Annotated in this window: 17 protein-coding genes; 7 read left to right on the forward strand and 10 right to left on the reverse strand. The window is 62.3% G+C overall.

Annotation, left to right across the window (positions count from 1 at the left end; genetic code table 11):
* Positions 1 to 613 precede the first annotated feature (613 nt).
* Entirely contained in the window at positions 614 to 1,252 is a 639-nt protein-coding gene (locus Pan216_RS28275) for an IS66 family transposase (protein WP_419193544.1), read from the forward strand.
* Positions 1,253 to 1,390: 138 nt separating this feature from the next.
* On the opposite strand, the gene Pan216_RS11565 is transcribed toward Pan216_RS28275, so the two are convergent.
* Positions 1,391 to 2,491 carry an AI-2E family transporter gene (locus Pan216_RS11565; RefSeq protein ID WP_145258147.1) on the reverse strand — a complete coding sequence of 367 codons (1,101 nt, stop codon included), beginning with the start codon at positions 2,489 to 2,491 and terminating at the stop codon, positions 1,391 to 1,393.
* A 558-nt stretch (positions 2,492 to 3,049) separates the two neighbouring features.
* Between Pan216_RS11565 and Pan216_RS11570 the strand changes: the two genes are divergently transcribed.
* Both Pan216_RS11570 and Pan216_RS11575 read left to right on the forward strand, forming a co-directional pair.
* Entirely contained in the window at positions 3,050 to 4,804 is a 1,755-nt protein-coding gene (locus Pan216_RS11570) for a cation:proton antiporter domain-containing protein (protein WP_145258148.1), read from the forward strand.
* A gap of 283 nt (positions 4,805 to 5,087) precedes the next feature.
* A complete protein-coding gene (locus Pan216_RS11575) occupies positions 5,088 to 5,501 on the forward strand; it encodes a ferritin-like domain-containing protein (protein WP_145258149.1) in 414 nt (137 codons plus the stop codon).
* A 589-nt stretch (positions 5,502 to 6,090) separates the two neighbouring features.
* On the opposite strand, the gene Pan216_RS11580 is transcribed toward Pan216_RS11575, so the two are convergent.
* The gene (locus Pan216_RS11580) at positions 6,091 to 8,754 is read right to left on the reverse strand and encodes a PEP/pyruvate-binding domain-containing protein (protein ID WP_145258150.1); all 2,664 of its coding nucleotides are present in this window, start codon (positions 8,752 to 8,754) and stop codon (positions 6,091 to 6,093) included.
* Positions 8,755 to 8,893: 139 nt separating this feature from the next.
* Between Pan216_RS11580 and Pan216_RS11585 the strand changes: the two genes are divergently transcribed.
* Entirely contained in the window at positions 8,894 to 9,364 is a 471-nt protein-coding gene (locus Pan216_RS11585; RefSeq protein WP_145258151.1) for a GAF domain-containing protein, read from the forward strand.
* Between the two features lie 56 nt (positions 9,365 to 9,420).
* Here Pan216_RS11585 and Pan216_RS11590 read toward each other — a convergent pair whose 3' ends face one another.
* Both Pan216_RS11590 and Pan216_RS11595 read right to left on the reverse strand, forming a co-directional pair.
* Positions 9,421 to 9,933, reverse strand: a complete 513-nt coding sequence (locus Pan216_RS11590) for a YbaN family protein (protein WP_145258152.1) — start codon at positions 9,931 to 9,933, stop codon at positions 9,421 to 9,423.
* Positions 9,934 to 10,187: 254 nt separating this feature from the next.
* Entirely contained in the window at positions 10,188 to 11,327 is a 1,140-nt protein-coding gene (locus tag Pan216_RS11595) for a M14 family metallopeptidase (protein ID WP_145258153.1), read from the reverse strand.
* 357 nt (positions 11,328 to 11,684) lie between these two features.
* Here Pan216_RS11595 and Pan216_RS11600 point away from each other — a divergent pair, with 357 nt between their 5' ends.
* Positions 11,685 to 13,631, forward strand: coding sequence for a hypothetical protein (locus tag Pan216_RS11600; RefSeq protein ID WP_145258154.1), 1,947 nt, complete (start codon positions 11,685 to 11,687; stop codon positions 13,629 to 13,631).
* A gap of 147 nt (positions 13,632 to 13,778) precedes the next feature.
* Here Pan216_RS11600 and Pan216_RS11605 read toward each other — a convergent pair whose 3' ends face one another.
* A complete protein-coding gene (locus tag Pan216_RS11605) occupies positions 13,779 to 15,854 on the reverse strand; it encodes an ABC transporter permease subunit/CPBP intramembrane protease (protein ID WP_145258155.1) in 2,076 nt (691 codons plus the stop codon).
* Positions 15,855 to 16,157: 303 nt separating this feature from the next.
* Between Pan216_RS11605 and Pan216_RS28280 the strand changes: the two genes are divergently transcribed.
* On the forward strand, positions 16,158 to 19,553 hold the full coding sequence (locus Pan216_RS28280) for a tetratricopeptide repeat protein (RefSeq protein WP_419193545.1): 3,396 nt from the start codon (positions 16,158 to 16,160) through the stop codon (positions 19,551 to 19,553).
* 327 nt (positions 19,554 to 19,880) lie between these two features.
* Here Pan216_RS28280 and Pan216_RS11615 read toward each other — a convergent pair whose 3' ends face one another.
* Positions 19,881 to 21,665, reverse strand: a complete 1,785-nt coding sequence (locus Pan216_RS11615) for a hypothetical protein (RefSeq protein ID WP_145258156.1) — start codon at positions 21,663 to 21,665, stop codon at positions 19,881 to 19,883.
* 193 nt (positions 21,666 to 21,858) lie between these two features.
* On the opposite strand from Pan216_RS11615, the gene Pan216_RS11620 reads away from it, so the two are divergent.
* The gene (locus Pan216_RS11620) at positions 21,859 to 22,857 is read left to right on the forward strand and encodes a DUF1559 family PulG-like putative transporter (protein ID WP_419193546.1); all 999 of its coding nucleotides are present in this window, start codon (positions 21,859 to 21,861) and stop codon (positions 22,855 to 22,857) included.
* A 29-nt stretch (positions 22,858 to 22,886) separates the two neighbouring features.
* Here Pan216_RS11620 and Pan216_RS11625 read toward each other — a convergent pair whose 3' ends face one another.
* From Pan216_RS11625 to Pan216_RS11640, 4 genes are all read right to left on the reverse strand, one after another.
* Positions 22,887 to 23,837, reverse strand: a complete 951-nt coding sequence (locus tag Pan216_RS11625; protein WP_145258158.1) for a BatD family protein — start codon at positions 23,835 to 23,837, stop codon at positions 22,887 to 22,889.
* A 205-nt stretch (positions 23,838 to 24,042) separates the two neighbouring features.
* Positions 24,043 to 24,621 (reverse strand): DUF1802 family protein, encoded by a 579-nt coding sequence (locus Pan216_RS11630; RefSeq protein ID WP_145258159.1) that lies wholly within the window; start codon positions 24,619 to 24,621, stop codon positions 24,043 to 24,045.
* A 75-nt stretch (positions 24,622 to 24,696) separates the two neighbouring features.
* Positions 24,697 to 25,434 (reverse strand): hypothetical protein, encoded by a 738-nt coding sequence (locus Pan216_RS11635; protein ID WP_145258160.1) that lies wholly within the window; start codon positions 25,432 to 25,434, stop codon positions 24,697 to 24,699.
* A gap of 178 nt (positions 25,435 to 25,612) precedes the next feature.
* Entirely contained in the window at positions 25,613 to 26,047 is a 435-nt protein-coding gene (locus Pan216_RS11640) for a DUF6941 family protein (protein WP_145258161.1), read from the reverse strand.
* Between the last annotated feature and the right edge of the window lie 399 nt (positions 26,048 to 26,446).

Below are 26,446 nucleotides of genomic sequence, written 5' to 3' on the forward strand. Positions count from 1 at the left end.
CTTGCAGGGCAACTGACGCGTGAGGGTGAGCGTTGCAACGGTGGCGTCTTGTGGGTTGCGGTAGGCTTGGGTTGGTTGGCCCTGGTTTGTCGCGAGGCGGAAGATGCGAGATCGCAGCGCGGAGAAGGAAGCGTATTGGCGGCAGGTCGTTCGTCGGCAAGAGGAGAGCGGGCAGAGCGTTCGGAGATTCTGCCGGGAGGAAGCTCTCCTTCGGTACTCAGAGCGCCGCGGGAAGTCGCTTCGTCGAAACCACACTGACCGTCATCGAGACCTGCCGACAACAATCCCGCGACCTCTTCACCTACCTCACCGACGCCGTCGACGCTCATTTCCGATCGCGACCCTGCCCATCCCTTATCACCAATCCGTGAACGGTTACGACCGAACGCAACCGGGAACTCGAGGCCGAGCTGGCACGCCGGGGCAAGCGGTATCGTCCCAAAGCGAATACTCCCAAACGACCCCAGAACAAGCCGGACGGGCGCTGCAAGGAGTTTCGCCGTCATGGCGGAACGACCCGTCCCGATCCTCCCGACACCGAGAACGCCATCGTTCACGAAGTCGAGCTCGACGCTTGCCCCCTTTGCGGCGGCGAACTCGAAGCGACTGCCACGTGCGACGAAAAGTTCGTGACCGACATCCCCGAACCAAAGCCCGAGACTCATTGCTAACGGGCGTCTTGGTCACCGACTTCTACGCCGCCTACCACAGGCTCGAGGCGAAGAAAAAACGCTGCCTGACTCATCTCTTGCGAGACTTGGCGAAGCTTCGCGAGGAGTTGCCCGCCCGGCTGGTCGCCAAAAATATCCATCCGCTGATCGACCTATTCCAAGATGCCATCACCCTGGCACGCCGGCGCGAGGAGTTATCGCCTGATGAATTCGCGTCCGAATCCGATCAGATCCGCGAACGGTTTGATGCACGTTGGTGGCGCTCGTCGAGCGATCCCGATTGCCAACGGATCTACGATCCGCTGCGCCGCCACAAGGAGGAACTGCTGACCTTCCTCGACGGTCCCGCCGTTCCCGCCGAGAACAACTTGGCCGAACGCGACATCCGCAGTGTCGCCGCCGCCCGCTCCGACGGTGGCGTCAACCGCGCCGCGTGGAGCGCCGACGCCTTCGCCGTGGCCAAGACGATCGTCCGCACCTGCCAGAAGAACGGCCTAAACTTCTTTCGCTACGCCCTCGACGCCGTCACTTCCCGCGTGCCAAACCAACCGCTCCCCCTTCCGATCAGCGAAGCGGGTTAACAGTTACGTAAAGTTGGTGGCTCAGGGCGTTGTCCATTTCGGCAATCGAGATGTTCTGCCTGGCAAGAGACCCCCTCTATCTCCCCCTTGGACAAGGGGGAGCATAGGAAACCACCCTTGGACAAGAGGGAGCAAACGCTACGCGGGCTGAGAGCCGACGGTGAGGACGGTGAGATCGCCGCCGAGGAGACGAGCAAGGGGGGCGGTGCGGTCGAGACGCTGGAGGATCACCTTCAACGCGGCGGTCATCGGGACGGCGAGGAGCACGCCGACGAACCCCCAGATGGCGTACCAAACCATCAGCGCGAGTAACACCACGATCGGATGCAGGTCGAACGAGGAACCCATCATCCGGGGCTCGATGACGTTGCCGCTGACCGTCTGAACACCACAGGTGAGGATGGTCGCGGCGATCATCGATACGACGCTGAGGTGGGGACTCAGCCATATGAGCGGCAGCGGCAGGATGCACGTCACCAGCGGCCCGAAGTTCGGGATGTAATTCAGCAGGAAGGTCAGCAACCCCATGAGGAAGGCGAGCGGGACTTGAAAAAGGGCCAGGACGACCCAGACGGCAAGCCCGGTGGCGATCGAGATGACCGTCTTGAGGACGATGTACTCGCGCAGTTTCCCTTCGATCATCTCCCACAGCTCGCTGCTCGCCTCGGGCGAGGCGCTGGCTCCCAATAGCAGGAAGTACATGTAGATCAGGACGATTCCGAGGGAACTCGAGAGGGACGCCATCCCGTTGAGCAACCACTGCTGCGCGGAAGTCGCGGCCTTTTGCAGGACGATTTCCAGCCGATCAGAACTCGAGAGGGCGTTGGGGGAGTCGGAGGAGATCTCGGGCAGGAGGCCGAGCTTTTCGGCGAGGTCCGCGATGCGCTCGGTCGCGATGGCGGCGCTGCGCTGATACGCGGCGTCGTGGGTGAGTTCGTCGACCGACGAGGTGACGGCGAGGCCGAGAATCAGGAGCAGGGCGACGCCGAGGACGAAGGCCGCGGTGACGGCCGCAAGGCGACTTTGCAACAGGTAGCGCTGGAAGAGATCGAGGATCGGCTTGAGCCCAACGGTCAGGAAGATCGCGACGACGAAGGGGACGAGCACGGAGCTGAGCAGGTAGAGCATGCCGACCACGGTGGAAAGGGCGACCACCGACAGGCAGCGACCTTGCCAGCGGAGTTCCGTCATCAACTCCTGGGTCGCCGGAGGCGTTGCGGGCGTGCTGTCGTGATCCACGTCGACCTTCCTCAATGAGCGCGGTGGCTGTGCGCACGGCTTCGGGACTCAGCGTCGATTGCCCGATCGCGCAGGGAGTGGGTCGAGTCTAAACGGTCGATCCCGCACGATGAACGCGAAGTTGCACCGGCGGAGCGGTCGGTGGGAAAGATTGACGCGGTGCGCCCGGTTGTAGGAGTTGACCGGTCCGTGGGAACGGGGCCGTCGTCGCAATCGGCCGTTAAGTGTTCAGGTCGTCGGGATTCCGTGGAGGCTTCTCCAGCTCGGTGTGAGGCAAGTCGAGAAGGGGAAGTGGGACTCCGCTCTGGGGGCGGAAGACCCCCTCTATCTCCCCCTTGGACAAGGGGGAGCAGAAGAGGTTTCCCTTGGACACGGGGGAGGATGGGGAGGAAATGGAGGCTCTGTGGTGCGGGGGATTGCCTGCCGAAGGTGTCGCATGTATCACGGTGGTTCCAGGGTGAGTGACGCGGCGGGAGTGGTCGGCGGTCGCCATCGTGGCAGGTCACTTCGGGGCGTGCATCACAAGTTCTAGGCCTCTTGTTCCGACCAAGGATTGTCATGGAACTCCATTCGATTTTGCTGGCCACCGTGATCTTGCTGATCGTCACCGGGCTTTGTCTGCCGCTGTTTCAGGTATTGCGGCTCGGCTCGGTTCTGGCGTACATCGCCGTGGGGATCATCGTGGGCCCGCATACGAAGGCCTATGTCCTCACCGAGCACGTCGAGCAGTTGCAGCAGGTCGCGCAGTTGGGGATCGTGCTCTTTCTCTTTTTGATCGGAATGGAATTCGAGCTGAGAAAAGTGCTGCGGATGTGGAAGCTGATCACCGGGCTTGGGCTGACCCAGTTCGCGCTGACGGCAGGGGTGATCACACTCTACCTGATGCAGTTCGGGCACGCGCTGGAGTCGTCGTTCATTCTCGGCGCGGGGGCGGCGATGTCTTCGACCGCGATCTGCATGATCCTGCTTCAGGAGCGAAACGAGACCGACACCGAGCATGGCAAGGCGTCATTCGCGGTGCTGTTGACGCAGGACCTGGTCGCGGTTCCGCTGTTGACCATGATTCCGATCCTCGGGCCGCGCGTGACCAACACCGCAACGCAGCCGATGCTGACGGTGGGCCTCCAGGTCGCGGGGGCGGCGATCGCCGTCTTCATGATCGGCAAGTGGCTGACCCCGCTGTCGCTGCACTGGGCGGCGCGCCGGCGCGACATGCAACTCTTCGGCATCTACATCTTCCTGAGCGTGGCGGCCGCGGCGTTCATTCTGCAACTGGTCGGGATCTCGATGGAGTTGGGGGCGTTCGTGATCGGCATGCTGCTGGCGACGTCGGACTTTCGCTATCAGATCGAGGCGACGGTCGCCCCCTCGAAGCAGATCCTCTTGGGCATGTTCTTCATCACGGTGGGGATGTCGATCAACCCGCAGGAGATCGCCGCGGACTGGGTGAATCTCTTTCGCGATGTCGCGTTTGTCCTCTCGTCGAAGCTGGTCATCCTGGTGCTTCTGGGACTCCTCTTCGGGTTGACAAAAGCGACGGCGGTGCGGGTCGGGTTTCTTCTGTCGCAGGCGGGGGAGTTCGCCTTCGTGCTCTTTGGGGCGGCGTACTCTTATCAGCTCCTGTCGGATCGCGACTTCACCTTCGCGCTGCTCGTGGTGGCGATCAGCATGAGCTTTACGCCGCTGATGGTGCAGATCGGCGAGATGATCGCGAGGCGACTCGGTCCGGGACGATCCAAACCCGACATCGAGGACTCCGATAAGCTCAAGCAGCACGTGGTCATCGTCGGCTACGACCGCGTGGGCCAACTCCTCTGTGTTGTGTTGGAGAAGTTCAACGTTCCCCACGTGGTGGTGGAGCGTGACTGGAACCGCGTTCAAGCGGTCAAGGGGGAGAAGAGCAACGTCCACTTCGGGAACATCAGTCTCGCGGAGGTGCAGGAGGTCGTTCGGATCGAGCACGCGTCGATGATCGTCGTTTGCTCCGGCAGCGAGGACGACAAGGATCTGGCGATCTCCCTGAAGCGACTCTTTCCCGAGGTCATGGTCGTCGCGCGGACGCAGACGTTGCGGGAAGTCGACGAACTCGTCGAGAAAGGCATCGACGCCGCCCATCCGATCTACGTCGCGAGCACCCTCGCCGTGGCACAGGCGATTTTGCAGATGCTCGGCTTCGAGGAGCGTGAGGTTCGGCCGACGATCAAGCGATTCCGGGCCGACAACTTCGCCGCGGTCCGCCAGGCCTTTGACCGCGTCGACCGCCAAGAAACTCAAGAGATGAAGAGCCCTTCGAGCGAGAATGACGAGGGTTAGGTCGACGCGCCTGATCGGGATGGAGTCGGGGGGCGTTGAGCGAGGCCCGGTTCGGGACAACGGGCGACATGCCTCTTTCCCGCTGGCAGTCGAGCGCCGCGACGGGAACGGGCACTACCGGTCACCATGAGGTGGGGAAGGAGGTATTGCCAGACGGACGCCTCCTTGAGTGTTTCCCGAGCCAATAGGTTGATATGTCTAGATGTATCTATATGTTTGATTGGTGGGGGCGGCAGTTCACACGAGTGGAAGGTAATTGGCTCTAGGCTAAGGAGACCGAACGATGGCAAGTCAAGAACTGATCGGCGGACTGAATGACCAACTCAACCGCGAGGTGACCACGTTCCTGCGGTACATGCTTCAGGTGGCGAGCATCAAAGGAGCTCAGTGGCACAGTGTGCGGGACATGTACCAGTCGGAAGTGACTGATGAAGTGGAACATGCCCAGTACCTCGCGGACCAGATTGTCATGCTCGGTGGCAAGCCCGATCTCCATCCCGACCTCACCCCTCCACCGAGCGACGTCCGAGAGATGCTCCAACGCGACAGCGAAGAGGAACGGATCGATGTGCGCAACTACATCGAACTCGCGTCCTTGGCGGAGAAGGAAGGGTTGGTCGCGCTGAAGATGCAGATGGAAGACCAAGCCGCCGACGAGGACGCCCACGGCCAAGAGATGCAACGGCTGTTGGGCTGAAGTCGACTTGTCGCCTTGAACGGTCGATCATTTTCGTCGTGGTCGCGTCGAGGTGAACCGGCGTCCATTTCGACCGTCGGGGACGACACTAACCCGACGGTCTTGCGATCACCCGAGCAACCCGTTGATTCATGCGATCCCGGCCACGAACGTCTGTCTCGACCAGTCTCGGCGTTGAATTGATTTGACGAATCGACCGATTCGCCTGCGTCTCTTCGCCTCGATTTTGGCCAACATGGCTCGTTCTCGCCTTGGCCCGCTCAAATCAACGGACTGCTAGGCTCCGTCTCAAAAGTCGGCTCTGGCTTCGGCTGGCTACGTTGCCGCGGGACTTTGTCGGTCTGCATCGACGAATCCAACGGATTCGCCTGTTTCGACCTCCTCGTCCCCCACCAACTCGCTGTGCCTCGGGCCGACGATCAACTTTTGAGACGAAGCCTAGTGTTCTGATAGGCAAGTTCGTTCATGAAATCTCGGCCCTGTGATCGTGCGGAGGATTGCCCAATCATACGCGTTTTTCGCATGCCCACGGTGAGCGTGGACATGGCACCCAAGAGTCACCTAGACAATGAATGAACCAATCGGGACTCTAGGAAAGCACGCGAACGATGCCTTCGCTGCCGTTGACTTCGACCTGTTGGCCGTCGTGAAGCTTGGTCGACACGCGATCGATGCCGACGACGCAGGGTTTGCCGTACTCCCGCGCGACGACGGCGCCATGTTGAAGCATTCCGCCGACTTCCAAGAGGATGCCCGCGGCGTTGACGAAGAGGGGCGTCCAACCGGGATCGGTGGTGTAAGCGACGAGAATATCGCCCTTGGCGATCGGCTTTTCCCGGGGATGATGCAGGACCTTGACCGGACCGGTCACGACGCCTGGGGAGACCGCCATGCCGATCAACTCATCCGGTCGGCCCTCGCGTTTCGGGGGGCGGAGAATGCGGCCGCGAGAGTCGATCACTTGCGGAAAGTGCCGCACGTGGGCGACGAGTTGCTTCTGGAACGCGGTCCGGTCTTGGCGAAGGCGACGTAGGTCGAGCTTCGGTTCGCGCGTCGCCCGAGCGGCATCGTCCAACGTCAGGTCGAAGATCTCCTCGGGAGCGTCGAGCCGACCGGCGGCGACGAAGCGCTGTCCCTCCATGAGAGCTCGTTTGCGAATGGCGTTGGTGAGCATGACGACGAAATACTTGGGCGTGTCCCGCTTGCCTCCGAAGCACTCGATCAACCGATGAATCCGCGTCAGGATGGCCCGCTTCGGCCAGCGAAGTCGTTGGTGGAGTTCCCGATAGGCGCGAAGCCGATGCTCGACATTGTCGAGGTGGGAACGTTCGGGGTCGACGCCATCCTCGATTGCCATCATGGCCATCTGCTCGAGGGCCAGGGTCGGGTCGTCGGCGTAGCGCGGACTGGCGATGTCCATCTCAAGCGGTCCCCGATGGCCGAAGTGCGTGAGGAACGCATCCCAGGCCTGGAGGAAGGCTCCGTTCAATTCCCGTCGCCGCAGACGTTCGCCAAGTCGAGCGATGTCGGCGAAGTCCTCCCGATCGAGGAGCTTCGCCAGTCGGTAGAGCGCGATTCCCTGTTCGACGACGAGGTTGTCGGGAAAGCCCTGACGGAGCTTGTCGGCGAGGGCCCGTTCCTCGTGGGCCTCCTTGGGGAACAAGAAGTGAGGCGATACCAAGCCCGCGAGCAGGCCGGGGAGCATGACGCCGAACATCTTGCTCCAAAGCCGCATCGTGGTGCGTCTTGCGAAGGTCTTCAGGGAGAGGCTGGTGTCGAGGCGTTCGCGCAGTTCGTGGGCGAAGTCGTCGATGGTTCGGGCGAAGATCCGCTCGCATCGCTCCGGCGCGAGAAAGGCGTGGAGGACCTTGCCGGCAACGCCGCCCACCGCCCCGAGGAAGGTCGGGATCAACAGAAGCTTGCGCAGCGTCTGGGTCCGTGAGGTTCCCTGGGGGCGATAGCGTTCGGCGTCGATGTGGGCGAAGATTTCGGCGACGAGAGCGTCGGTTGGAGCATTGCTCTTTCCCATCGCTTCGGGGGTGAAACCGAGTCGCATGAGGTTCGAGACGTTCATGTAGAGACGGGAACCCGCGGCGAAGACCAAGCCGCCGGCGGGGGTTCGGTCCTCCATTCCCGAGAGGTTGCGGGCGGCGTTGGAATAGAGCATCTCCTCGAACCACGAGAGACCGAGCGGCGACATCGGGGCGTTGGTGGTGATGCCCTTCGAAAGCGCCGCGTCGGCATAGAGGCGGCGCCGCTCTCCCGGCTCGGTTCGCATCTCGGGGGCCAGCGGGACGTACGCGGTGATCGCGCGGGCCTGGAGCAAGTGAAGTCGGCCGTCGGCGTAGGCCCACTCGATGTCCATTGGCCGTCCGTAGTGCTCTTCGACGCGGCCGATCAGGTCGGTCAGTTCCAAGACTCGATCGTCGGAGAGGGAGCATTCGCCGGAGCAGTGATCGTGGCGCTCCTCGGTGCCGCCGTCGCCGCCGAGCCAGACCGAAAGACGCTTGTCGCCGAGCGTTCGCTCCAGGATCGTTCGTTCGACCTTGTCGACGACGAAGTGGTCGGGGGCGGTGGCGCCGGAGACAACCGATTCCCCCAACCCCCAACAGGCATCGATGACCGCCTCGTCGTAGTCGTTGGTCAACGGGTTGAGGGAGAAGCCGACGCCGGAGATCTCGCTGGCGAGCTGCTCTTGAACGACCACCGCGATCCGCGGCGTGTAGGTCTCAAAACCATGTTCTTGTTTGTAGACGAAGACGCGTTCGTCGAAGCAGGAGACGAAGCAGGCGCGCATCGCGGACTCGAGGTCGTCCCGACGGACGCCGAGTCGCGTTTCGTAGCCGCCGGCGAACGATGCCGCGGAGAGATCCTCTTCGGGAGATGAAGAGCGAACGGCGTAGAAGTGCTCCTCGGGGCGCTCGGCGAGCAGGACGCGAAGCCGGTCGAGTGCCTGACATTGCTCCTCGGTCAGGGAGAGGGATCGCGCGAACTGCTTAATTTCGTCGCACAGCGCGGTCCACTGCTCACGCGGAGCGTCGACGAACGATGCCCAGAGGGAGGAGGCTTTGATTTCACGGAGCCATGGCTCGAAAAAAGGGACCGCGAGGACGGCTCCGGTGGGAACCGGAAAGCCGGCGCTAGCCAATTCGATCAGCGAGAAGGCCTTGCCGCCAACCTCTCCGATCGAGAGCGTGTCGGGAGTGGTGAAGGGAATCACCCATGGCGATGTCTTGGATGGATTCGTTTGCATGGTCGGCCCGTAGGGATGACGATGTGGTCACCATCGTCTTGGGGCATCCTACGGTGATTTGACGCGAGGAACATGCTGGCGGCGTTACTCGTCTCGAGTCCCCCTTGCCGTCCAAGGGGGAAACCCTCATCATTTCGGGATGAATGAGACACCGCTACGCATCTTGACGACCGAGGAACTCCGCGAACCGCAAGAGGTCGAGGCGTGGCTCGAGCGATTTCGATCCCGATTCCAGGCGCGGGCTTCGGGCCTTTGGCGGCGGGAGGGAGAGCATCTTGTCGTGCTGGGGCATGCCTTCGCCCCCGATTTCGACAAAGACGTGGCACGCGAGTTCATGGCGGCGGTCGAGTCGGTCAGCCTTGAGCGGACCGGGCTAGGCATCGTCAAGGCGGCGGTCGATGACGCGACCGCGGTGGCGCGGACCGATGCGGGACCGGTCGACTCGTCGAGTTGGCTCAAACGCTTCGGAGCCGCGTGTTCGGTCGCGATCCCGCTTCACGCGGGGGAGAGGGTCACCGGAATTCTGGCGATCGCGCTTTTCAGCACGCAAGACCTGGACGCCCAGCGAACCGCGCTCGAGCAGATCGCGGCGGTCTTGCCGTTGGAGTAAGCCGCTCACTCATGGTTTCGGGGGGTGAACGGCCTCGAGAGACGATGCTTGGGGGGCTATGCCTCCCGTACGGCGGGTAAGCGAAGAATCACCAAGATGCCAATCGACGCTAGTCCGATGGTCGCCAGGCCGATCGGAAGCGAAGCGCCGCTCCAATAGATCGTCAAGGCGACCGCGAGCAGCACGATCACGATGGACTTGATCCTTACGTGTTGGCGAATACCGCCGCGCGACTCCCAATCGACGAGAATCGGACCAACGAAGCGCGAGCGGAGCAGGGCGGCTTGCAGACGGGGAGACGACCGCGCGAGGAAGTAACTTGTCAGCAAGAGGAACGGGGTCGCCGGTAGGAGAGGCAACAAGGCGCCGAGAAGGCCGAGGGTGAAGAAGACGCCCGCCAGCATCAGGGAAAAGGCGCGACGAGGGACCGACATGGCATCGGGGACCGGGGCGACCGAAATGGAATCGGTCTCTGCGGCGACGGCGACCGGTTGTGCCGACACACGCGGATCGCGGTTCGCCTCGTCGGGATCGCGGGGCACGTTCCAACACTGGTTTGCGTCGATCATGGTGCGAACTATTGCCCCGAACTCAACGTCAGCAAATCGAAGTGGCGACCGTGACGTTGCCCTGGAAACGTCTACTCTTCCGTCGGCTCGCTCGGCCAGGTGGGCAATCGGGCCAAGCAATCGCCAGCACTCAGTATAGGGTCTTCCGGCGAAGGGCGTGGCGCGGAAAGAGTTCGGTTTCCACTTCCCACAGGCCGTGGGGGCGGTTGATACGTGATGGCCGCGGAAGGAGGCTCACCGGAATCTCGGCGTCTTCAGCCTCCTGAGGTGAGTCGGGTCTCGAGGGAGTTGCCAAGTGCCTCGAAGGCTTCGTCGATCAACATCTGGCCTTGGTTGATGACCGTCTTACGCCACTGCTTGTCGCCGGGCACGAAGGTCTCGCGAATCAAATCCTTAGTCCACGCGTACTGCGCGTTCGTGGCATCGTGGCCTTGGTTGTAGGCCCGCAACTCGGCGATGAGGGCGTTGAGGACCTGTCGCGGACGATAGGTGCCGAACTCGGCGGTGGCGAAGTGATAATCGGTGTCGGGGAATCGGGCTTGGCACCAACTGCCGAACGAGCCGCGCGGTCGGTAGGCGGTCGAGGGGCTGTCGGAGGCCGCGACGTTCTTTTCCCCGAAGTGTGTTTCCCACCAGGTGTTTTCGTCGGATCCCAAGGCATCGTCGAGGAGTAGGGAATAGGAGGCACTCTTGCCCAGACCCGTATGGTAGTCGAGATGCACGACTTCCTCGGGTTGACCGAGCCATTGCTCGATGTTGGCGGCGACGATTCTGTTCGATTCGGCCGGCGCCCGTCCTCCGTAGAAGAGCCAATCGTCGAACTCGTACTGCCCGGCGGCGAGCGAACGCATCGCGTTCTTCTTTCCGTGGAAAAGTACGTAAGCGATGCAGCCTGGGGAAAGTAGATTGCGTCGTCGAGGCGGTCGTTGGGGTGAAAGTACCCGTCTCATGCCGGGCACGAGGTCTGGGCAGCCTTCGTACTCTTCCTCCTCGGGGAGAAAGTTGCGATTCAGGTCGATGTTGTCCTCGTTCGCGCGGCGGTTCCAGGCGAAGCCGTAAGGATTGAGGCAATGCAGCAGCACGACGGCGACGTCGACCGGTGGCGTCCACTCCTCGCGGAGGGAGTCGAGGAACGCGAGTTGAACCGCCGAGCCAAAGGGGGCTTCGGCCCCGTGAACGCCGCTGGAGAGAAAGACGACGCGGGAGGCGGAGGGCGATCCGATCCGGCAGACGTCGATGAACAGCTCTTCCCCGGCGGGGGAGTTTGCGGCGATTGGGTAGCTTTGGCAGGTCACGCCGACCCGCGAGCACTGCTCGACGAACCGCTTTCGGGCGGTGGCGTAATCGGCGGGAACGAGAGCCGTGGCGTGTTCTGGAAGATCGATGGTGGCCATCGGGACATTCTAATGGCGCTGAGCGCCGAGTCATGTCGCCGGGCGAATTTTTGGCCGAGTCGGCTCCCGGGGAGGGGGCTCGGCGCCGGGTTGGGAGGGCCCGCGATCCGATCGTTCCCAGAGGCAACTTATCGCGGAAGTATGGTTGTACCGGTAGTGCCGGATCTTCCCATATTTCCACCAATCCACTCAAGGGTCGAAGTCCCCACGTCGATAACCCTATTAGCTCTACAACCGCTACCAGCGTCAGAACGGTTCCCTCCGTTCTGATCGCGCCGGGTCCCCACGAACGAGGTGGGATAGCGATCGAACGCGGCCCCAGCCGATGCGAGCGGGGAGAGACCGAGGAGTCGGAGCATGCGAAGGATGATGTCGATCTGTCGGCCTGGGCCTTGGCTGCTGCTGCTGGCAATGGCTGGTGCGGCGCGGGGACAGGAGGAGTTCGACGGTGGTCCCATTCCGGAGCGGACGGACGTCTATTCGACGTACACCGATCGCTTCTACAACCCGGAGTGTTGGGCGCCCGAGCACGTTGCCCCCACGCAGGAGATGCGGGAGGCGAAGTGGAGGCTCAAGAACCGCTGGAAGCCCTATTTCTCGGCGGGCGTGAAGTACTACTTCCGCAGCAAGCCGACGAACAAGGAACTCGTCACCACGACGCAGAACCTGTTCGACGTGATTCCTCAAAAGGGCAACACCGACATCTTCATCGACAACCCGCAAGCGGTTACCGCGACGCCGGGGGCGTTGCTCTTTCCCCTGACGTTCGATCCCTACAACGGTGGTCAAGGACGTTCCGGATCGGCCAACGATCCCGCGTACCGCGTCGACGTTCCCAATGATGAAGTCCTGATCCCCGGCGAGGTCCGGATGGAGACCGACGACTTCAACTTCGGGCAGCGGTTCGGCTACGAACCCCGCTTCGGCATCGAATTCTCCGGTGGAAACAAGATCGAGGCTGGCTACTTCTGGTTTCAGGACTGGAACGCCACCCAACTTGTTGACGACGTCAGTGGAGCCGGGTTTCTCACGCAGCAGGTGAGCGAGTCGCCGACGAACAACTTCGAGTATTTCCGCTTCGGCTACCTTTCCGCCCCCTTCATCCTGAACGTCGACGCGTTCAACGGGTTGCTCAATGGGGAATCGCGGCGCGAGTACTTCAACGCCGACACGCCTCAGGACATCGACGACGGCGGTCCGGGTATTCCCGTCGGCGACCGTTCGATCGTTCCGGGGCCGGTGGGCGTTCAGCGCAACGCCAACGGGCAAGCGACGATTCTCGTCGAGCATCCGTTGGGTTTCTTCCTGCCGGCACCCGCCTGGGAAGAGGCCGGGCCGCACTACCCGCTCAACGAGATTCCGGCCTTGGGTGCCTTCTTCGACACCGACTCGCGGGTCTTCGCGGTCGTCGCCGAGGGGAACGAGGAAGGACTCAAGAGTCGTGACATCCCACGAGAGGCCACGACCGACGACCCGACACTCTTGGACAACACCGACCTGACCGAGGACGATCGTCCGATCAGTCTCCTTTGGCAAGACGGTGAACTGGCCATCGCCAATTACTCGTTCAACGTGCAGGGTGGCGACATCACCTACAAGCAACGTGTCTTCGAGGACTTCGTCGCCTCCGATTGGCGCGTCTACGTGACCGGGAGCGTCCGCTACATCGCCCTGGACGAGATGTTCTCGTTCTTCTTCGCGGACGTCGCGGGCCAAGACACCCCGCTGGGTGCTTCGGTGCGTAGTCCCTTCAATCGGGCGGGCCAGACGCGTTTGAACGACGAACTCGGCTTCTTCAACAGCAACGAGTACTTCTACGATGCCGCGGTTAACACCGGACCGGCGTTTGTTCGCCCCCAAGACTCGGCCGAGACCTATGCGACCTACCGGACCGCGATCGACAACGACCTGGTCGGTCCGCAGATCGGGGCCGAGGCCCACTTGCCGCTGTGGCGCTACTTCGAGTTCGACGTCTCGGGGCGTGGTGGCTTCGTCGCCAACTTCCTTGAGAATCACATTCAGCTCTATCGTGGTGTTCCCGGCGACGCCCGAAGCTACCTCAACCTGATCGACTACCGCAAGGAAGTCGCCGCGACCAGCGGAATCATCGAGGGTGATGTCGGCTTCTCGTTCATCCCGCACCGCTGCGTCAAGTTCAAAGCCGCTTGGGAATTCCTCTGGCTGATCGGGGTCGGCACGGCGACCGAGCAGATCGTCTTCCAGCTCGATCAACGCCCGCGGCCCAAGCACCACGACAGCGTCTTCTTCAACGGCTTCGCCGGCTCGATGGAAGTGACCTTCTAAGGCGGCCACCGGGGAGAGCGATCCCCGCGAAGCCCCACCAAGGACAGCGAAACGCGACGTGCCCGTGGATTCCCGCGGGCATGTTTGCTTTCTTGGGAACGCGTTGATGGGGGAGGATCGCTGGTTCCGGACTCGGGGCTGGACCAATCAACCGGCGTTCGCGGCCGTTTGGTTTTCCGCATCGGCATGACGCGGGAGACGACAGGGAAGGGTCGCGCAGTAGCCGATTAGCATCGCCGAGGCCAGCGAACCCAGCACGACGAGCGGCAGGGAGTAGCCCGCCGCGGCTTCGGCGCCGTCGCCACTCGAACTGAGCACCATCATGCCGTTGTGCAGCATGTGGAAGCCGATGGCGGGCCAAATGCTCCCCGAGCGAGTGACGATGATCCCCAGCACCACGCCGAGCATCGTCGCGTTGATGACTTGCGGCGTGACGATGTGAAAGGCGCCGAAAAGGATGCTGCTGATCAGGATCGCCATCCACGGTCCGTGACGGCGCTCGAGTCCCGAGAGGATGAATCCGCGAAACGCGAGCTCCTCGCAAATCGCCGGCACGACGGCGAAGACGATCAGCTTGGAGAGAGTTGAATTGCCCTGGAGCAAGACCGAGAGCTGAACCACGACCTCGTCGGGGATCGGGAAGAGTCGATAGAGGACCGGGACGAACGATTTCTCGACCAGGTGTAGACTGAAGACCGCTCCGAACGCCAAGAGAGTCGGTAACAAGAGCGGACGGCGCAGCCCGAGGCTGATCGCCGGCCGACTTGTCAGCAGCATGCCCATCATGACGACCGGGAACCCGATGAATGCGAGTTGGTAGACCGCTTGCGCCATCAGGTTTGACGGAAGATGTCCTTGCGAGTACCAGCGAAGCAGCAAGAGTAGGAAGAAACAACTCCACGCTTCGGCGTTGGTGGGCGTCGCTTCCTTGTCGCGCAGGAGATGGCGGATCCAAAGCCCTAGGTCGAGTCGTTCGGCCTCCCGGAAGAGGACCTCCTCGCGGTTGAATTGCTCGATCGCGAATCGTAGCGCCAAGACACTGTAGAGCAGGGTCGGCACCAGCACGAGAAAGAGGTACGTCATCGCCACTTCGTACTGGTTGAGCATCAACGTCCGCAGAAGCAGGGCGACGTTGGTCACTGGCAGCAGGCTGTAGGCGAAGTTGAGTTCGACGCCGGGAACGAGCGTCAGGAAGACCAGCGGCATGACGATGACGAACATCGGCATGAGGTAGTACTGCCCCTCTTTCGTCGAGCGGGCGAAGACCGAGATCGCCATGCAAATGGCGCTGAAGAAGGCCGCCAGCGGAAGCATCAACACCAGCATCCACAGGATCGCGACCAACGACGGTGCGGTGAACTCGGCGGCATTGCGCGCCGTCTCGGGAACCAGCATCGAAATCTGCCCGAGCGTTAGGCCGAGACTGCCGAGGTTGAAGATGCTCGTGGCGACGCTGAAGAGGAAGATGGCGAGGAACTTCCCCGTCACGATCTCCCCACGCGACGCGGGCGTGATCAGCAGTGTCTCCATCGTGCCGCGTTCCTTCTCGCCGGCGCAAAGGTCGACCGCGGGATAGAAGGCCCCGGTGAGAGCCATCATCACCAGCAGGAAGGGAACCGCCTTGCCCCAAACCGTGCCGGAACGGGCCGCGGGTGGGGAGATGTCGGAGTCCTCCTCTTCGATCTCCAAAGGTTGGGCGAATTCGTCGGGGCGCCCGAGTTGCCGCATCCGGGCGGCGACCAGATCCTCTTCCCAAGTCTCCAAGAGGCTGAGGGTCACTCGATAGGCGAGTTCGGAGTCGTCGTCGGTTCCGTTGTGAAGGACGCGCAACCGCAGCCTTCCCCCCTCCTCATAATCCCGTTTCGCATCGGAAGCGAAGATGATCAGAGCGTCGATCTTGCCCGACATCACGTCGGACTCGCTCCAGTCGTCCCTGGGAATCACGACATAGTTGGCTTGGGAGTCGGGGTCGCGGAAGAGCTCGACGTTGAAGCGGTCGCGCTGGGCGTTCAGGAGCGGGGCGGAGGCCGGGATTTGATCGACGCCGACGATGCCGATCCGACGCGTTTGGGCGCCGAAGTTGAGGGTGAGCTGGACGAGGCCAAGTCCGAGGGTCGGGTAGAGCAATACCGGAAGCAGGACGATCATGAAGAGGGTTCGGCGGTCCCGAAGTTGATCGCGCACCTCTCGCAGAAAGATCAACTTGACGGTGCGCGCTTCCATCGTTGCGTGGAAAGACCCCTCTTGGTGAAGTTCAACGTGCTTGTCGCACCATTTTGGTATCGCTTCCGTACGAATACGCAAGGGTAGCTCAAGCGGAGCCGACGCGACGAGCCATGGCTTGCGAGTTGGGCCGGGCTCGATTACCTTGGACGACTTGTCGAATGGATTCCCCTCTACCCGAGTGGTCGGGCGCGGCGACGTGACACCGGCCGACCCTCATTCGTGGGACCTCAAGAGCAACGCCAACGATGGCGGAAGTGATTCCGCCGTCCGAGAAGCGCCGATCGAGAAGATGGAGAGAACGTGGCCGAGTCAGCGTCGTCATCGGGGCCGAAGAACGATCCGGAGGAGGAAGAGGAATTCGTCCTGACACCGGAGGTGATGCGGCGCGAGAATCGGCGCATCGATCTGATCCTGGCCGGTGGACTGTTGTTGTTCTCCTTTTTTCTCGGGTGTTTCCGCGACGATGGCGCCGACTTGTGGATGCGGCTGAAGTCGGGGGAGATCTTCGCCGCCACCTTTCCCTCGCTTCCGGATAGCGACTCGCTCAGCTACACCGCCGAGGGAAAACCGTGGGTTTGCCCGTGGTGGCTTTTCAACACCGGCGCCGAACGTTGCTACTCCACACTCGGCCCCGCGGGACTGATCTTCCTCAAGGCGCTGCTCGTTTCCTTGATCGCGTTGACCCTATTATGGGTACGCCATTCGGGGCCGACCCTTTGGTGGTCGGTGATGGTCGCCAGTCTCGCGATGATCGGATTCTCCTCCTGGCTGTCGATCTCCCCCGAAGTGGTCGGACTGTTCTTTCTGGGGCTCTTGTTGCTGGTCTGGTTCCAGGCCCGCTACCGGCAGCGCTTCGGTCTGATCTACCTGGCGATTCCCGTGGCGGTTCTCTGGGCGAACTCGGGCATGGGGTACGTGCTCGTCGCCCTCTTCCTGCTGCTGATGGTTCTTGGCGAAGTCGCCGCGATGTTCCTTCCGGCATGGAGCCAGTTCGGAAGCGATCGCCTCTCCAAGGGACAGATCGCCCAACTCTTTGGCGTCGCCCTCTTGTGTTGGCTCGCCGGCATGGTCACCCCCTATGGCTGGTCGACGCTGACCTTCCCCTTCGAGTGGTTCGGAAGCGTTCTGCCCGAGGTACCCAAATACGAGCGGGTCGCCACGGCGTGGGCGCCGCTTTCGTGGAAGACCTACTTCGAGAGCCTGCAACAGGGGACGATTCCCTGGCAAGGGGTCGCGTGGGGCATGCTGATCGTCGGCGGACTCAGTTCGTTCGTGCTCAACCTGCCGCGACTACCGATCGGTCGTTTCCTGGTGACGCTGCTCGCCTTGGGATTGCCGATGCTGGCCCATCGCTTGGAGGGATTCTCGGCCCTTCTGCTCGCCTACGCCCTCTCGCTCAACGCTCAAGAGTTCTTCCTCTCACGGTTCGGCGACAAGACCCGCATCGAGACACCTTGGTTTCTCTGGTCACAGATTGGACGAGCGCTCAGCATCGTCTTGATTTTCGTCGCGCTGGTCGGCGCGTTCACCGGTCGTCTCCAGGGGATGGTCGGTCGGTTCGGCTTGGGCTTCGACATGAGCCGCTACATGGTCGATGCCGACGCGTGGCTTTCGGAGGTCAGACCGAAGGGAAATCAGTTCGCGTTTTCCAATCGCATCGCTTCCTACCTCGCGTGGGGGAACCCGGAACGACGCAACTTCGTCGACAGCCGTTGGCAGGTCTACGGCGACGTTCTCGACGAGTACTCGGAAGTCCGGCAGGCGCTGGTCCAACGCAAGCCGGAGACCTGGAAGAAGACCTTCGCGGACGAAGAAGTGTCGATGATCATCATCGATCCGAGCGAACCGGGAATGGAGCTGGCGCTCAAGTCGATGCTCGCCACGCCGGAACTTGCCCCCCTCTACGTCAGTGACGCGGCCGTCGTTTTCGGCGATGTCTCCTCCCTCGACAAGGACCTGATCGAAGCCAACCGAATTCGCGCCAACAAGGCGGTCTTTCGGGAAGATCGAGAGGCACCGCAGCTCTCGGGTCGTTTCGTGAGCGAGCCGGGCATCATCGACTGGCTCTGGCGGACGCGACTGATCGTGCCGAAGAATTTCGTCTCGGGATCGGTCTTTCTCGTTCCCAATCAAACCCTGGAGCGTCCGGGTCGCGACTATCTGGGACTGACCGAACTCCGCAACTCCGTCGCCAATCAGCCCGACAGCCCGCGCGCGTACCTGCGGCTGGGCAGCGCGTTCTCGAACATCTTCGTGTGGGAGCGGGAGGCGCTTGCCCGCGCCGCCGCCGAGCGGATGCTTGAGCGGGAGGGCAAGACCGACAAAGGCGCCACCGAACAGACGGACAAGACCGCGACCAACAAGAGCAAGGGCGCCGACGCCACGCCCGACGCGGCGCCGTCAACGACAGCTCCAACGGAGAACGCTCCGGCGAAGAGGGACACCTCGGCCCAAGCCAATGCTCAGGCTCCCACGACGCCGCGCCAACTTGTGTTGCCGCCATCGCGCGTGCTGTTGCCCTTGCGGCACTACCAGATGATGTTCGCGTATCAGAGTGCCGCGATCGCCGGGACGGAAGATGCGGCGGTTCACTTGAAGCTCTTCGACATCGCGTTGGCGAACCGCCACTTCGACGTTGCGCTGCAACAACTGCAAGAGGCCTTGGAGAAGCTTCCCAAGGGAGCGGCGGGCGAACTGGAGAGCCGCTATCTCCCGGGGATCACCAAGGAAGTCGACGCTCGGCGCCGGCGTTACGACGAACTTGTCGCCCAACAGAAAGAACAGTTGGCCAAAGCGGGCGTTTCCGAGGAGCGGCCGCTCGAGCGGGCGGCGCTGGCGATGCAGCTCGAACTTCCGCTATTGGCGATGGAGCAACTCGAACTTGTGGGGCCGTTCGGTCCGGAGTCGCAGGAGGCGGCACGCATGATCGGACCGCTCTACCTGGAACTCGGGTTCGCGGAGAAGGCGTTCGCCAAGTTTCGGGATGCCGGAGCGGGGCGCCGCACGGGTTTTGGTACCGGTCAATGGAACTGGTTCATGGGCGTCGTTCAGAACCTCCAGGGCAACTACGAGGAGGCGATTCGCCTGTTGGAAGTCGGGTTGGCCGAGCTTCGGTTCGAGCGGATGTCGGTTCAGTTGAGTCTCTTCGAGCAGACCGCTTTGGCCGGCAACCTCATGACGGTGACGGGCAGCGCCCAGACCTTGGCCCAGAGCCGATCGGCCCAGAGCGACTTTTCGCTCACGCTCGGCATGATGCGCCTGGAGGCGGGAGAGCCGAACAAGGCCAAGGAAGCGTTCGAGCAGGCTCTCAAGCTGACGCCACGTTTCCAGTATCGCCCGCTGATCGCCGCCTATTGGTCGCTGTTGACCGACGAGAAACTCGGTGAGGCTCCGGGCGATTTGATGCTTGAGGACCTCTTGCTCAAGCCGGCCAAGCCAAGTGCCTCGCCCGCGTCCGCCAAGGCGGAGGGGCCGCCGACGGAACCGCAGAAGCCCGAGGCACCGGTGACGGAGCCGTCGGAGAAGGCGAAGACGACAACGGCTTCTCCGAAGACCGGGTCCAAGTCGGCTTCTCCGAAGACCGAGTCCAAGTCGGCTTCTCCGAAGACCGGGTCCAAGTCGGCTTCTCCGAAGACCGAGTCCAAGTCGGCTTCTCCGAAGGCCGGGTCCAAGTCGGCTTCTCCGAAGACCGAGTGAGCAACCGACGACCTGACTGGCAAGTTCGCCGACAAGTAAGGTCGGCCATCGCTTGGGTGGGAACTTACTGAATCAGGGGCGTTTCGCGCATGCCCACGGCGAGCGTGGGCATGCCACCCCGGATAGTTGGGATCTAAGAGAGTTGGGACCCAAGAGAGTTGTTGAGCATTCCGTTTGCCAACCGGGATGCTGGATTTGGATCCAAACTGGGTGCCACTGGCTGCTTGCCAGCCAGTGCATGGCAGTCCATTGATTGAAGCGGGCCGCGGATGTCGGCTGGCTCCATCAAACGAACTCGTTGGCAACCTTCACGAGTGGTGTGACGTTTCATCTCAGCAGATTGCCGAGAGTTGGTAGCCGAACGGTGACTTGGTGTTCCCCGGCAGGCAGTTCGATGACCACGCGGTGATCGTCCGAGCGTCGATGGGTGAGGACCGGCACACGACCCCGTTCGGTTTCTCGGTAGACTCGTTCGAGTCCCGAGTGCGTCAACGGAAGTGCGACTCTCGACCGCCCCTCGCACGCGAACCGCCACCGCATGGTCAATCTCTCCCAATCCCGTCGCGATCCATCCGCCGGCGACCGCACCCGAGCGGTCCCCTCGAGGCATACCGGACCCTGCGAAGTCTGCCGCCGAAACGATTGCAACCGCTCGTGGATCTGGGAGGGAGCGTCCCCGTCGCGTTCGTCGGGCTGCGTCGAGACGGGCCAATACTCGGCCGCGGTGCCAGCCACCCCTGGCGACTGGCCGGTGAGGAGGGGATCTTCTAGCTCCGCCTGGCTGATCCAGTTCCAGCGAACCGGCTGAACACCGGGCGACTCCAGGACCGTGCCGAGGACCAACCAGGTAAGCAGACAAGGAAGGAGCAACGATCCCGACTTCCTCGGCATCGCGGCGAAACGAAGGGCCAGCCAAAGCAGCAGGAGTGGGTTGACGAACGAGAGCAGTCGCCACGGGAACTGGAGATAGTCCATCCCGGGCACGGAGTCGTAGAGCCCATTGCTCGCTCGCAATTGTAGCGCGAACATCACGCCGAGCGACGAAAGAAGAAAGAGCGACGCTCCGGGAACCGTCGCTGGGGCGCTGGCCTCATCCGAGCGAGGCCGGACGTTGAGGAGCGACCACAGGAGAGTCACGAGCGCGGCGATGAGCAGCGTGTGATTGAGTTGGACCGAGAACCACATCTCCTTGCCGCCTGGATGAAACCGGCTGTCGTGGACATACTTTCGCGCTGGCCAGAAGTGATCGCTCGGTGAATAGCCGAAGTTCTTGACCGAAGAGGGATCGAACCCCTCGCGAATCACGCTGTATGCCGCCAGGTACGGGAGAAGTGCCACCGAGCAGATCAGGACCGAGAGGCTTCCCTTGACGAGCAATTCCCTCGTGAACGTTCGTGGGTGACGGGCGAGCACGATCGCGACCGCGATCAGGATCGGGATCATGCTAAAGAGCGCGATGACCGAGTGCGCATAGACAAGCAGGGCCATCCACAGGGCGAGCGACACGCCGAACCGCTCGGTGCGCAGCAGTCGCAAACACCAATGGAAGATCCACGGCAGGCACATGTAGGCGGAGAACTCGGCGAAGGCTCCTCGCACCAGCCAGTCGAGCAACGTGTAGTTGAGAAAGGGTAGGAGGGAGGCGATCGCCGTCGCGACGGTCCAATGGGCATCAAGCGTGCGTGCGGCGCGGTAGATGCCGAGGCACCCGAAGAGACTCCACCCGGCGATCGCGAGGTAGATCGACCACTTCACGTTTCCCAGGCCGAGGTAGAGCGGCGCCGACGTGAAGTAGAAGGCTTTGTGGTAGAAGAGGGGCAGGGGGGAGCCGTGGCCGTACATGTCCTCCGATGCCCAAATCGGCAGCAGATCGCCCTGTTGGAGATGGGCGGCGTAGACGAGGGTGCGGAACTTCCAGGCGAGCCCTTCGTGGTTGCCGGGCCACCCCTCCTCGGAGAAGACGACCGACGTTCCCGCCACGACCGCCGTTGCGAGAAGAAGAAGCACGAGGAGCCAACGCAGGGGTCGGTGGGTGTCAATGCTCCGAAAGACCGGTTTGAAATACCGATGGGCGAGCGTCGTCGTTGCTCGCGCGTCTGTCGTGATGGCCATGCGATTGCTCACTCCGGGTTCGGATCCGAGCATAGAGCACCGCAAATTTGAAAACAGGTCAACACGAGCCACTGGGGCGAGCGATGGAACGAGTGGGCAGTCCGTTGCATCGGCCGGGTCGACGGGAGTAGACTACGACGGGGGTCAGTGTCTATTTTCCGATCGACACCCGTTCTTTACGTGGGGAATGACCATGAGGACCTACCGCCGCTCTGCCTTTACCCTAGTCGAACTACTCGTTGTCATCGCGATCATCGGCATCTTGGTCGCGTTGCTGCTTCCCGCGGTCCAGCAAGCGCGGGCTTCGGCCAAGCGGATGCAATGCAAGGGGAACCTCCGTCAGCTTGGCGTCGCACTTCACGGCTACCACGACACCCATCGCGTCTTTCCGGTCGGCAACGGGACCCATATCGCGATCAGTGCCGAGGACTGTCTCATCGACCCCGCGCAGGATGGCCTCACGGGAGGAGATCGTGGTAACGCCTCGGCCCCTTGGACGGTGCTCCTGCTTCCGCATCTCGAGGAGGATCAGCGCTATGGCCGGTTCGATTTCGAATCGACCTTCTTCGGTTACGACAATGGATCGATCAGCAGCAGCCCCAACTACGCCCAGCAACGTCGCCGCCTCGTCAAGTTCGAGTGTCCGAGCGACCCCAACAGCAATGGGCAGCACGCCAACAACAACTATTTCGGCGTCATGGGCGGGGGAGAACGAACTCACCAGGACACCGGGCCGGCGGACGAAGGTTGCTACACCTCCAGTCACAACGGCCGAACGTTCTGGTCCAACGGCGTCTTGTTCGTGAACTCTTCCGTCGGGCTTCGTCAAATATCCGATGGGGCGAGCAAGGTGTTCATGCTAGGCGAGAGCCGATATCTTCCCCTGAAGGGAGCGGTTCCGACCTACTATGCCACCTGGGCCAGCAGTCTCTACGTCGACAATCGAGGGTATGGAAGCGGGCCGATCAACATCGCGTCGACCTTCGCGCCGCTCAACGCATGGGCCACCAACCCGAACGTTGACCGGGCGTTTGAGATCGTCGCACGCGGGTTTGGCAGCCATCACGTGGGAGGGGCTCACTTCGCTCGTGCCGACGGCGCGGTGACCTTCGTCAACGACCACATCGACGTCGCCGTCTACCGGCAACTCGGAGTGCGCGACGATGGTCTCCCACTCGGAACGGACTTCTGAGACTTGTGCAGCGGCCCAGATCGTGGGACTCACGTTGCCGGGCCATCTTCGAGATGTCGTTCGATCTCCTCGAGCCGTTCGATCAACTCCTCCGCGGTGGCGGTGATACCGTCGGAGGGACGCCCGAAACGGGACTTTTCCCAACTGGCGAGGGAGAGCCTCACGCGTTCGATCGACTCTTCGGGGCAGCCGTGCTCGCGAAGCCGAGACGCGATCTCGCGAGCTGTCCATGTACCTGGAGGACAACCAAGTCGGTCTCCCATCGTCTCGACGGCGAGGCGGGCGACTCGTGATTCGGCCTCGACGTCCTTCCGCTCTCGCGCTTGACGAAGTTCCTTTCTCAGCTCCTCGACGGCGGCCGAGCCACCCGCCGCCCAAGTCGGCTCGCCGGCTCGAGCTCGCCTTCGTCGCTTGACGACTAGAAACGTGATCACGACGACCGCGCCGATCGCGAATCCGACGCGCAGATAGATCCCCCAGACGCTCGGCGGAGCGGGCATGCTGGGAGGCGCGGGAAGGGGGTAGTCCACGATATCGCCGGCGTCGACCGTTCGCGGGGGGAGATTGCGGAACTCGATCGACCGGGTGTAGCGGGTTTCGAAACGCTGACTCCGTGGGTTGAAGAACGAGTAGGCCAAGGGGGGGACTCGCTCGACGTCGGGGCTACGTGGCCGAATCGGATAGCGGTAGGTCCGTTTCTCGGGACGTTCGGTCATTGTCGGCGCGGCGACGACCGCGAACGCATCGTCAAAGCGCTGTTGCCGGGTGAGGTCGGGTGACTTCGCGGACGCGAAATCGCCCTGACCGGCGATGACGATGTCGAGCCACCGGACGGCGTTCGCGGGAGCGGCGAGCGGGTCGAGCCGGGCCTCCACCTGAAACTGACCGATGGCGCCGGCGTAGGTGGAAGGGCGTCTCGCCAGCGGAACATCGACGGCGATGAAAGGAGAGAGCATCATCGGGAGCAACGTCGCGATCATCGCCTTATCGTAGCAGGGCGGGCGCGACGAGGCCGAATTCCCGTTGGGAAAGGGAGAATGGCGGTGGGGAGAAGAGGAGAGGACCGACCTCCCTCAATGGGGGGAAGAAGGAGGCCGGCATCCGCGTGTGGGGAAAAGACGTGCGGAGACTAACGTAAGGATCGAATCGCGCGTCGGAGTAAAGGTTGTGTGAATTCCCTGGCCGTCAACGCGACCGAGTCGCGAACGCTCCGTCAAACGCTTGCCGACGTTTGCTGTGAACCTCGTCGCTAATCACGGGCGTCAGGCCCTCGGTGCTGAGTTCCGCGGGAAGGGGAACCCAGCTTCGGCAGCCGGCGAAACTTGGGTCATCGTCGATGACATGCGGAGCATCGAGGGCGAAGGTCCGGACGAGGATCGCGAAGAGTCCCGGTCGGCGGTAGTGGAAGCGTTCGATCACCGTCTCTTCCGTCCAGAGATGTTGGCCCGCCAGGGAGTGGGCCTGGTCCTCGCTCTCGAGATGAACCACCTGCTCGACGCGTGCGAAGCAGGCAAGCGGTATGGTCGACTCGTCTCTCGTCGGGGAGACGACTCGATCCCAGAGCGGGCGGGCGGCGGGCGTCAAGCTCTCCAGGCGTTGGTGCAGGAAGGTCGGAAAAAGCCAGAACGCGTCGTGGTCGACCCGGAACCCCTCGCGTCCTTCCTGGATCCCTCCCTTGCGGAGGATGATTGACTGTACGCCTTGGGCGAGGGCGGCGACGATCACCGCCCACTCCTTGAAGGCGACCGAGTTAGTGGAACTCATCGGACCGCAATGCCTCCGTGCTTGGACTCGTCACGACACGGGCTGCCGAAGCCGGAGCCGAACTTGAGACGGCGCCTAGTTCGAGTATTGACGCTCGATGACGCTGTCGAGGTATTTCTTGACCTTCGGGTCGGCCTTCTCGAAGCCAGCGTCGGAGGTCGGTTGGCCGAGGGCGCGGCGCATCGCGTTGTGCATCATGTAGCGACCGGTCTCCTGTTTCATGTGAATCGCGTCGCGATAGAGGTCCTCGGTCGTGGAGAAGGGGGCTTTTCCGCTATCGATGTCGTCGGCGACGATCTCGATCAGGTCGATCGCGTGCGTTTGCTTGAACTTTCGGTCGGGAAAACGCTTTTGTAGTTTAGCGATGACGGCGTCGACATAGGCGGGGCTGTGTTGCATCTTCCCGGAGGTGTCGCCGTTGGCGTACTCCTTTTCCCGGGAGACCTGACGAGCCCAGCCGGTGTGGATGACGAAGACGGCATTCGGCTGCATCTCGACCCATTTGGAGATGACATCGACATCCTCGTCGAGCGTCGAGCCGTAGTGAGGCTGCACGGAGATGATGTCATACTGCTTGTCCTTGAGACCATCGGGCCAGAGGGTCGAGGTCTTGACGCAGGGCATCCCGGGATTGTCGCGGATGTAGGGTAGACTCTTGCCGCAGTCGACATGCCATTGCACGTCGCCGTCGAGTTTCGAGGGAATGGTATCCCAGGTCAGCGAGTTGCCGATGAGATAGACCTTTTGGTCGGTCTTGGCGTCGGCGGCGATCGTCAAGGGAAGTAGCAGGGCAGCGAGCAGTGCGTGCATCATCGCGGGTTCCGTGGTGTGGTTGTTATTGCGTGACCAGGTTGCCGTCAGCAGGTGAGGGCCGACGGTTCAACACAACTTACCGAGCGTGGGAGCGGGATGCCATCGGGAAACGGGAGAGGGATCCGGCCTTCCCACGAGGAGCTCTGTTCATGTCCACTGGAGAGGACTTGAGCCGCCCTCAGTTGTCCGATTCGTCGTCCCAGTCGGCGCCGTCTTCGTCTTGGGATTGGCTGACCATCAAACGCAAGGCGCCGACGATTTCGCCTTCCGCGATGATCTCGATGGAGAAGACGCCGGGGTGGGGCAGGGGAAGGCGAGGCAACTGGACCACCATCTCGACGGTGTCGAGCGGATCGTCCGACTCGATCTCGATGTCCTGGAGCTCGACGAGCGTCTCGCCGGTGGCGAGATCCGAATAGCGGAATTTGACGGGGATCTGCTCGCGAACCCCGGTCAGGGAGACGAAGCAGAACTTGCGGGAGCCGAATCGAGAGGGGAACTCACGGGCGGTGATGTGGTTGGTGGTGCCGGCGATTACCTTCTTGCGGGTGTTGGCGTCGATGTAGACGTGATCGGCTAGCAACAACGCTTGGAGGACTGGTTTGACGGTCACGCCGGACGTTACTCCTCTGCCACGGCTCGGTGCTCACGTCTCCTCCGCGTACACCGCGCCGCGATCGACTCGTTTGGTCTGCCTCAGTCAATGTACCGTCTTCGCGCTGGCGGGCGAGGAGGCTCAAGCGAATCCCGGAGAAGTTCCGCGGATGAGACCGGCATGATGGGAAGAGCCGACCCAGTATCGGGACGAGAGAATCGTTCGCCGTCACCTTCGCGTACGTAGTCCACCTGTCCTGTCGCGCGGGAACTCGCGTCGTTGCAGGCGTTTTCCGCGTGCCTACGGCGAGCGTGAATCTCACACGCATGCCCACGCAAGCGTGAATCTTTCGAGCATGCCCACGCAAGCGTGAATCTTTCGAGCATGCCCGCGCAAGCGTGGGGCATGGCACCCGAG

This window comes from Kolteria novifilia (assembly GCA_007748055.1).
Lineage (GTDB): Bacteria > Planctomycetota > Planctomycetia > Kolteriales > Kolteriaceae > Kolteria > Kolteria novifilia.